The organism is Anaerostipes sp. CAG:276, from assembly GCF_000432215.1.
In the GTDB taxonomy this organism is placed as follows: Bacteria; Bacillota; Clostridia; order Lachnospirales; family Lachnospiraceae; genus Anaerostipes; species Anaerostipes caccae.
Genome location: NZ_FR889165.1, coordinates 25633 through 34537 on the forward strand (window position 1 = coordinate 25633; position 8905 = coordinate 34537).

General features: G+C 44.9%; 8 protein-coding genes and 1 other RNA gene. 8 read left to right on the forward strand and 1 reads right to left on the reverse strand.

What is annotated here, in order from left to right; genetic code table 11:
* Positions 1–177 precede the first annotated feature (177 nt).
* Complete coding sequence (locus QVP35_RS00385) at positions 178–1056, reverse strand: magnesium transporter CorA family protein (RefSeq protein ID WP_009291240.1); 879 nt, start codon at positions 1054–1056, stop codon at positions 178–180.
* Positions 1057–1201: 145 nt separating this feature from the next.
* On the opposite strand from QVP35_RS00385, the gene ffs reads away from it, so the two are divergent.
* From ffs to QVP35_RS00425, 8 genes are all read left to right on the forward strand, one after another.
* Positions 1202–1463, forward strand: an RNA gene (gene ffs, locus QVP35_RS00390) — signal recognition particle sRNA large type.
* 283 nt (positions 1464–1746) lie between these two features.
* A complete protein-coding gene (locus QVP35_RS00395) occupies positions 1747–3786 on the forward strand; it encodes a BglG family transcription antiterminator (RefSeq protein WP_009291241.1) in 2040 nt (679 codons plus the stop codon).
* A gap of 194 nt (positions 3787–3980) precedes the next feature.
* Entirely contained in the window at positions 3981–4454 is a 474-nt protein-coding gene (locus tag QVP35_RS00400; RefSeq protein WP_006565497.1) for a PTS sugar transporter subunit IIA, read from the forward strand.
* The gene (locus tag QVP35_RS00405; RefSeq protein ID WP_006565498.1) at positions 4451–4756 is read left to right on the forward strand and encodes a hypothetical protein; all 306 of its coding nucleotides are present in this window, start codon (positions 4451–4453) and stop codon (positions 4754–4756) included. Before QVP35_RS00400 ends, QVP35_RS00405 begins: the two co-directional genes overlap by 4 nt.
* A gap of 24 nt (positions 4757–4780) precedes the next feature.
* Complete coding sequence (locus QVP35_RS00410) at positions 4781–6040, forward strand: PTS galactitol transporter subunit IIC (RefSeq protein ID WP_006565499.1); 1260 nt, start codon at positions 4781–4783, stop codon at positions 6038–6040.
* Between the two features lie 22 nt (positions 6041–6062).
* A complete protein-coding gene (locus tag QVP35_RS00415) occupies positions 6063–6710 on the forward strand; it encodes a class II aldolase/adducin family protein (protein ID WP_006565500.1) in 648 nt (215 codons plus the stop codon).
* 19 nt (positions 6711–6729) lie between these two features.
* A complete protein-coding gene (locus QVP35_RS00420) occupies positions 6730–7764 on the forward strand; it encodes a zinc-dependent alcohol dehydrogenase (RefSeq protein ID WP_009291242.1) in 1035 nt (344 codons plus the stop codon).
* An 84-nt stretch (positions 7765–7848) separates the two neighbouring features.
* Positions 7849–8877, forward strand: coding sequence for a glycerol-3-phosphate dehydrogenase (locus QVP35_RS00425; protein WP_009291243.1), 1029 nt, complete (start codon positions 7849–7851; stop codon positions 8875–8877).
* Positions 8878–8905: the final 28 nt, after the last annotated feature.

Genomic DNA, 8905 nt, shown 5'->3' on the forward strand with positions numbered 1-8905 from the left:
TTTCCGGCTTGCTGTCTTAGAGATGTAAGGCCTCCAAACTGGTCAAAATGGACGTAATATCTGCTGGAGCAGGCTGTTTAGAGACAAAAGGTGCTACCTGTGATAGTTTTTCTCTATTGTCGGAAGGAGGCCTTTCCAGAGCCGACTGGAGATAATGGAGAAAAACTCATAGGTATTTTAAATCCATTTTTTCTTTTTAAAGAACCATAGTTCTGCCGTGAAGATCAAAACACAGATGCCGATCAGGATAAAATAGCTGTACGGGTAATGAAGCTCCGGCATATTTCTGAAATTCATTCCGTACCATCCGGTAATCAGGGAAAGAGGAAAAAAGATCGTGGTAACTACGGTCAGTATTTTCATAGTTTCATTCTGCTTAATGTCCACTTGAGACTGATACATTTCACGGATCTGCAGAGCATATTCCCGGAGAAACTGAGTGTAATTGAGAAGACGTTCCGCACGGTTGGTGAGCACGGAAAAATGCCGCACGTCTGTCTGGGAAAAGAAACCGGATGAGTTTTCTTCCAGTTCACTGCCAAAATTACTGAGCTGCTGGTAATAGGCATTCATGCGGAGAAGCTTTCTGCGCACACCGATCAGGCGGTGATTTATTTTAATATCTTTTCCTGTGAGAATTTCATCCTCAATCTCGGCGAGACAGGTTTCATAATTCTGGAGCAGGAGCATATCATCTTTGATGAGAGCTTCCACGAGCAGGACAAGAAACTGGGGGAGTGATGATGCGTCGGTTATGTGTCTCTCATTTATGATCAGCTCCAAATCATTTATATGTTCTTTATCTTCAATTAGTACCAAAAGGTCTTTGGAAAGATAATAAGACAGGCAGAATTCCTTCTCTGACGGATTCTTTTTTTCAGGGATTAAGAGCGTTCCTGAAATAAAATCTGAAAAAACATCGGCCTTACAGCTGTTGATGCCATGATTCCTGACGGTGTCAAGAAATGGCTGATAAGAGCACAGGTCCGGATAATTTTGAAAATATTCTTCCGTTGTAAGCAGCTTTGCAGTGCCGTCATGCATTGGATAATTCATAGGCTCACCTTCCTTTATTCTATCAATTATAGTATTGAAAGGTAAAAAATAAAATAGAAAATAAAATAAAAGTTGACGAATGTGAACAATATTTAGTATAATCAAATCTGCACACATAATATAATCTTAATACGTCAAAAAGCTTCCGTGCAGCCGGGGAGGCAGCGGTGCCCTGTATCTGCAATCCGCTAAAGCAGAGGTGATGGCCTGTTTCGGGCTTTTCCCTGTGGAGCTGCCCTTCATAAGTGGCGTTGATGTTTGGGTCTTACGCAATGAGAATCTATGAACCGTGTCAGGTCGGGAACGAAGCAGCACTAAGTAGAACCTTTCATGTGCCGTAAGGGTGCCTGGGCTGAGTTAACTGTGGAGGTAACGTCTGTGGAGAGAGTTCAACGCAGGCTGCACGGATTTTAAAATAGAATATTTGAATTTAGAAACCGATTTTAAAGCACAGCTTTAGAATTGGTTTTTTATTGCTTAGGAAAGACCTTGTCACGCTAATGCGTGAAAGTCTTTCCTAAGCAATAAAAAACGCTCCGTGGGATGTACACAGATGCGTTTATGCATAGAACAATCAGCAGCAGGCAAATCTTCCAGTATTTGTGCTATATGCATAGACTTCGATTTCCTATAATATATATGATAAGATAGCGGCTTATTATATATTTAGATTGAAAAGAGGGAATCCATTTGGATAAAAGAAGCAATCAAATATTAAATCAACTTTTGGCAGGGGGCAGACTGCAGCTAGCGGAAATTTCTGAAAAATATCAGATTTCTGAGCGGATTGTGCGCAAAAAGATCAGAGAGCTGAATGACGAATTAAATGAAAGCGGACTGCCTTCGGTCAGTATAAACGGAGAGGGAATTTTAAGGTTTGAGGTCAGGGAAGAAGGGCTTTTGGAACAGATTCAAAAGTTTATTATGAACAATGATTTTTATACATATCACCTGTCCAAAAATGAACGAAAGACAATCCTTGCGATGCTTCTTTTGAATCAAGAGAAGTATGTGACTGCAGCCTGGATTTCAGAGTATATCAGTACGAGCAGAAACACAGTGATCAGTGATCTGAATGACCTGAAAGACTGGTTTTTGAAACATAATATGAAGCTTGTCTCTCAGGTACAAAAAGGATATATAGTGGAAGCTTCAGAGGGAGATATACGTTCCGGTATGCTGAAGCTCCTTGAGCTGAATCTGGATGAAGAAAAATATGGCGCAATGGGTGCGTTCCACGTGTTCGGACATCTTCTCCTAAAAGAAATTCAATATCAGGGACGGTATGAAACGATACAGAAGGTTTTAAGGGAAGAAGAATTGAGGCATGACTGCTTTCTTTCCGACTTCTCTTTTTCAGTGGCAGTCTATGAACTGCTGATTCTGGCTGAAAGGGTAAAAAAAGGAAAAACATTAGAACAGGAACGGCAGCCGGACTGGGAAAATGCATCCCTGAGCTCAAAATATCCGCTGAGCAGGGCTGTACTGGACCGTCTGGCAGAAGAATTTTCACTGGATATACCGGCAGCAGAAGCAGAAAATTTTGTATTCTGCCTCAGAAGAAAAAGCTATCTGAAGAGCGGAACGAATAATGTGGACCAGCTGGTGATCCCTGTTTTGATCGGGGAGGTGATTTACCGCATCATCAGCAGGTTTCGGATTAATTTTTATCTGGATTTTGCACTTTACGATCTGCTGGTGGATCACATGAAATCTTCTGTCTATCGGATGTCTTCAGGGGAGGTTCTTGAAAATCCGTTTCGGGGAGAGATTGAAAAGGGATATCCCGAAGTGTTCTGTACGGTGGAAGAATGCCTGAAACCATTGGAGGATTATCTTGGAGTGAAAGTTCCCAGAGACGAAGTTTCCTTTCTTGTCATGTATTTTGCCTCTATGCTGGAGCGGGACAAACTGGAGCGGATGAGGGAACGGAAAGTACCAGCAGTTCTCGTATGTGCCATGGGAAGGGGAACCGTCCAGCTTATGCTGGCAAAACTAAAACAGCTGGAGGATGTACTTGAAATCACGGATGTGAGATCCTCACACGAACTGAAAGATATGGGCAATATAAACGATCAGCTGGTGATTTCCACAGTGGCATTTCCCGATGGAGAGATACAAAATATTCTCATGGTCAGTCCCCTGCTGGAACAGGAGGACATTTACAGAATCCGGAGAAAGGCGACTAAGTTAAGAGAAAACTGGTCCGGAGGCCAGACGGCAGAGACAGGAAAATTTCTCAAAAAACAAAAAAAGGCCGAGAGGAATTCCCTTGGAGCTATGCTCTCGGCAGACAGGATTGCGCTGAAGCAGGAAGCCCAAAGCTGGGAGGAGGGAGTCAGGGCAGCAGGCAGGCTTCTCTATGAATCCGGGGCAGTCACCTATGAGTATATAGAAGCTATGGTTGAAAATATTAAGGTCAACGGTTCCTATGTGGTGATTTATTCCGGTATCGCAGCCCCTCACGCTGAACAGGAAAAAGGGGCCGTCAGAGAGGCGGCCAGTCTGGTGAGCCTGAAAAAACCGGTAGTATTTGGGAACAGTGAAAATGATCCGGTCAGTTATATTATAGGCCTGAGCATCTTAAATGCTAACAGCATTAACTGTGCAATCTATAATCTGGTGCGTCTGTTTTCACAGGAGGAGGCAAAAAGCCGAATTGAAGCTCAGCAGTCTCCGGAGGAGCTGCTTGAGACAATCCGGAGGCTGGAAGATGAATACTGCAGATAAGATAAGGAGCAGAACCTTTTTATGGTTCTGTTCTTTTTTGCCAGTCAACAAGCTTATGCCAGGTTTATGTATTACGATTAGTACAATTTAGTGCTCGTTTCAACGACTTCTCTTGTCCTTTATAGGGTGTCTTCTGAGGCCTATAATAAACTTAACAAAAATACAGACCAATACACTTGAGATCGGAGGAAATCATGATCTGGGAAAACTTAAAAGACACATTGGTACAGACAGATTTGATGGCAGAAAATGAACAGGAGATATTTGAACAGTTAGGAGGTGTGTTAGTTTCAGAAGGCTGCTGTAAAGAAAGCTATGTGAGTGCATTAAGTGAAAGGGAAAAGGTTTATCCCACGGGAATCTTAGCAGGAGATATCGGTGTGGCAATACCGCACACAGATCCGTGTTATGTAGAAACAACCGGAATCGCCATTGGAGTGCTGAAAGAGCCGGTATCTTTTTTTCAGATGGGAACCAATCCAAAAGAAAATGTGAAAGTCCCGGTCAAGTTTGTCATGATGCTGGCAATCGCAGGAAAACAGCATTTGGAAGTGCTTCAGAGAGCCATTCTTTTAATTCAGGATGCAGAGGTTTTGAAAATGCTTGTAAACGCCGGGAATCCGGAGGAAATTATTCAAATCATCAAAAATAAGGAGGATTCATTATGAGGACTTACAGAATTTTATCAGCATGCGGGACGGGAATCGCAACATCAACGGTGGCATCTGAGACGTGCAAACGGCTGCTGGCAGAGAGGGGAATACCCTCAGTGGAGATCTCAGAATGCAAAGCACTTGAAGTCGTCGGGAGAGCAGAGATTTTTAATCCGGATGTGATCATCCACACCGCGGAAATTCCGGTAAACGAGTTAAAAGAGTATAAAACCTACCGGACGCTGGAATTTATCACCGGGTTCGGAGCGGAAGAGAAAGCTGATGAAATCGCAGACTATTTGAAATCATTGGAGTAAAGGAAAAAGAAAGGGAGGAAAACTATGAGTGTTTTACAGTACATCTTAGATTTAGGCTCATCTGTGGTTATGCCGCTGATCATAACCATTCTCGGACTGATCCTGGGACAGAAATTTTCCAAGGCATTCCGGTCCGGCATGACCATAGGCATCGGATTTATTGGAATTAACCTCGTCATTGGACTGATGGGGGACTTTGTAAGTCCCGCTGCGCAGGCAATGACACAGCGGTTCGGCATGAATTTATCGGTTATCGACGTAGGATGGCCGGTCAGCGCGTCCATTGCATTCGGCACACAAATTGTACCGTTTGTGTTCCTTATCTGTTTTGTCTTAAATATTATTATGCTTGCTACGAACACAACAAAGACACTGAACATTGATATTTGGAACTACTGGCACTTCATTTTAACCGGGGCACTGGTACAGTTTCTGACAGGAAGCATGATCGCGGGAGTTATAGCATCAGGCATCACCTTTATCATCATTATGAAACTGGCAGATTACTCAGCACCAAGGGTACAGGAATATTTCGGTCTTCCGGGAGTTTCCCTGCCACATACAGAGACCGTGAGCTGGGCGCCTATCTGTATCTTAATGGATAAAGTTTATGACAAAATACCGGGGATCAATAAGATCCACTTTGATGGAGAGACGATCCAGAAAAGATTTGGAATTATCGGAGAGCCGATGGTTTTAGGCCTGATTCTTGGGGCAGGTCTCGGAGCTCTGGCAGGATACGAGCCAAATAAGATTATAACCCTTGGAGTCAATATGGCTGCGGTTATGTTCATTCTGCCGAGAATGGTGAGGATTCTCATGGAAGGGCTTATGCCTTTAAGCGAAGACGCTAAGAAATTCCTGGCAAAAAAGTTTCCGGGAAAGGAAGTCAACATCGGAATGGATGCAGCCATTGCAACAGGATCTCCTATGGTAATCTCAGCCGCACTGATCATGATTCCGGTCACTCTTTTGCTGGCAGTCATCCTTCCGGGAAACAGGGTGCTGCCGCTGGTAGACCTTGCGACACTGCCGTTCTTTATGATATGGCCGGTCGTTGCATCCAAAGGAAACCTGTTCCGTTCACTAATCACAGGAACATTGATGATGATTGCAATCTTATACATTGCTACCAACTTAGCAGGAACTGCCACATTGATCGCACAGTCCACAGACTTTACGTTCCCGGCAGGTGCAAAGGCGATTTCTTCCCTGGATACAGGAGCCCATTTAGTACCGTACATTATTTATAAAATCGCAGAATTTTTCCAGATGATTTTTTAATCTTTTCACATAAGGAGGCTATATGTTATTAGAACAAGAAAGAACCAAGGTTATCGAGATCGCGTTAAAAATACAGAAGGAAAAGCTGATTCCTCTTACGTTTGGAAATTTCAGCCTGAGGGATCCGGAGACAGGGTATGTGTGCATCACCCCCAGTGGAATGCCCTATGAGACCCTTCATCCTTCTGACATAGTGGTTGTAAGTGTTGATAACCAGATTATCGAAGGGGAACGCCGTCCATCCATCGAAATGCCGCTTCACACTGCCATGTACCGCAGACGGCCGGATGTGTTCGGTGTGGTCCACACCCACTCTACCTACTGTACGGCATGGGCCTGTGTGGACGGAGGAATGCCTTGCATCACCTCGGAGGCGGCAGGTCTGGTAGGCGGAAATATCCGCTGTGCCGCTTTTGTACCGCCTGGAAGCGATGAGCTGGCAGAAGTGACCTCAGAGGCAATCGGAGACGACAAAGCAGTGCTGATGGGAAATCACGGAGCAATCTGTATTGACGAGACAATCGACAAGGCATATAACGACGCGATTGTACTGGAAGAGAGCGCGAAGGTGGCATTTCTGTCTTATCAGATGGGAAATGTCAATACGCTGGAAGATCAGATGTGTAAATTTCTGAAAGAAGACACAGATCAAAACTATGGACAGAAATAAGAATTAGGAGGATGGTAACATGCAGGGGAAAATGAAAGCACAGATGTTTTATGCACCGGGAGATGTAAGGTTTGAGGAGACGGATATTCCTCAGATTAAAGATGATGAGGTATTGGTTCAGGTAAAAGCGGCGCTGACCTGCGGCACAGACCTGAAAACATACAGGAGAGGACATCCGACGATTATCACTTCTGTACCTTCCACATTCGGCCATGAGTTTTCCGGAGTGGTAGTGGAGGCAGGAAAGGACGTTACAAAATTCAAGGTAGGAGACCGGATCGTGGGAGCCAATACCGCCCCGTGTTTTGAGTGTGAGCATTGTAAAAACAAGAGATACAGCCTTTGTGAAAATCTGCAGTACCTGAACGGCGCTTACTCTGAGTATGTAGCTGTACCGGCGCACATCCTGAAATACAATTTCTACCGTGTCCCTGATCATCTGCCGTTTGAACAGGCGGCTCTGCTGGAGCCCCTGGCATGCGCGGTCCACGGAAGCGACCGGATACCGGCCAAGGTGGGAGACACCGTCGCAGTCATCGGAGCAGGACCCATCGGACTTATGTTTATGAAGCTGTTAAGCCTGAAAGGATGCAGAGTCATAGCCGTAGATTTGTCAGATTACCGCCTGGAGCAGTCTGAGAAATTCGGGGTATGGAAAACTGTCAATGCCTCTGGGGAAGAACATATAAATCAAGTGAGAGATTTGTGCGGCGGAAAAGGAGCCGATGTGGTCGTGGAAGCAACCGGATTCCCGAAAGTCTGGGAAAATGCAGTAAATATGGTCAGACCCGGAGGAACGGTTCTTGCATTCGGGGGCACAAAGGCAGGCACAAGTATCACCCTGGACTGTCAGAAGTTCCACTATGAGGAGATCACACTGAAGGCCGTTTACCATCATACACCGTATCATGTACAGCTGGCGCTGAAACTGCTGTCCAACGGGCAGATCGACGGCAGTCTGTTCATCACAGGGCATTATCCTTTAGAAAAAGCCATTGATGCACTGGAGAGCATCGGCAGGCAGGAAGGCATCAAATACGCAATTATCCCTTAAAATAAATTTCCTTCGGGCTTGGCGCGCTTTGCTTCATAGGTTACAATAGTTATTGTATGTATGTTGTTTGAAATGGAGGGTCTTATGAGTACGATTACGGTGATTGGAGCAGGAGTGATGGCATCAAGCCTTTCCTTTCCTGCTGTGGAAAACGGAAATGAGATGCGTCTTACGGGGACACCGCTGGACAGGGAGATTATTGATTCGGTAAAGGCAAACCGTTACCATCCCACACTGAAAAGAACACTGCCCGAGGGCGTAAAGGCATTTCAGATCGAAGAGCTGGATGCCGCGCTTGACGGCTGTGATGCAGTGATTCTGGGAGTCAGCAGCTTTGGGGTAGATTGGTTTATTGAAAATGCCCTGGCAAAGATACCGGATAAAATACCGGTGATCGCAGTGACTAAGGGTGTTAAGGTATATGACGACGGGATGATAAAGACGTTTCCCGAACTGTTTGCATCAAATGTAGAGAATGGTAAGAGCCACGAATTTTGTGCCATCGGAGGGCCCTGCAGATGCTATGAGCTGGCAGATCATGATGATACGAGAGTCGCATTCTGCGGAAAGAACATGGAAGTCCTTGAGTTCTTTAAAAAGCTTTTAGAGAGGCCGTATTATCATATTGATTTGACGCAGGATGTGGCCGGGCTGGAAATTGCGGTTGCCCTTAAAAATGCATATGCCCTTGGAGTCAGCCTTGGCATCGGTCTGGAAGAAAAGCAGCAGAAATATATGTGCAACACGCAGTCTGCACTGTTTGGACAGAGCTCTTATGAGATCATGAAATTTGTCCAGTACATGGGAGGAAATGTTGAAAACTCCATTCACGGAATCGGCGACCTGTATGTGACCGTCATGGGCGGCCGTTCAAAGGAAATCGGCAAAAGACTTGGAGCTGGAATGCCATATGAACAGGCTATGGAAGAACTCAAAGGTGTGACTTTAGAATCAGTGGTCATCGCCCGGCGGGCGGCGAAAGCTGTTAGAATTCTTTCTGAGAAAAATCAGATAAAAAAAGAAGATTTTCCTCTGATTTTACATATTGATGATGTTTTACAGCATGGATCAATGCTCGATATACCTTGGAAAAAGTTCAGAGTAAATGAGTAAGTATGACATTTTGACCAGTTTTCCGGCT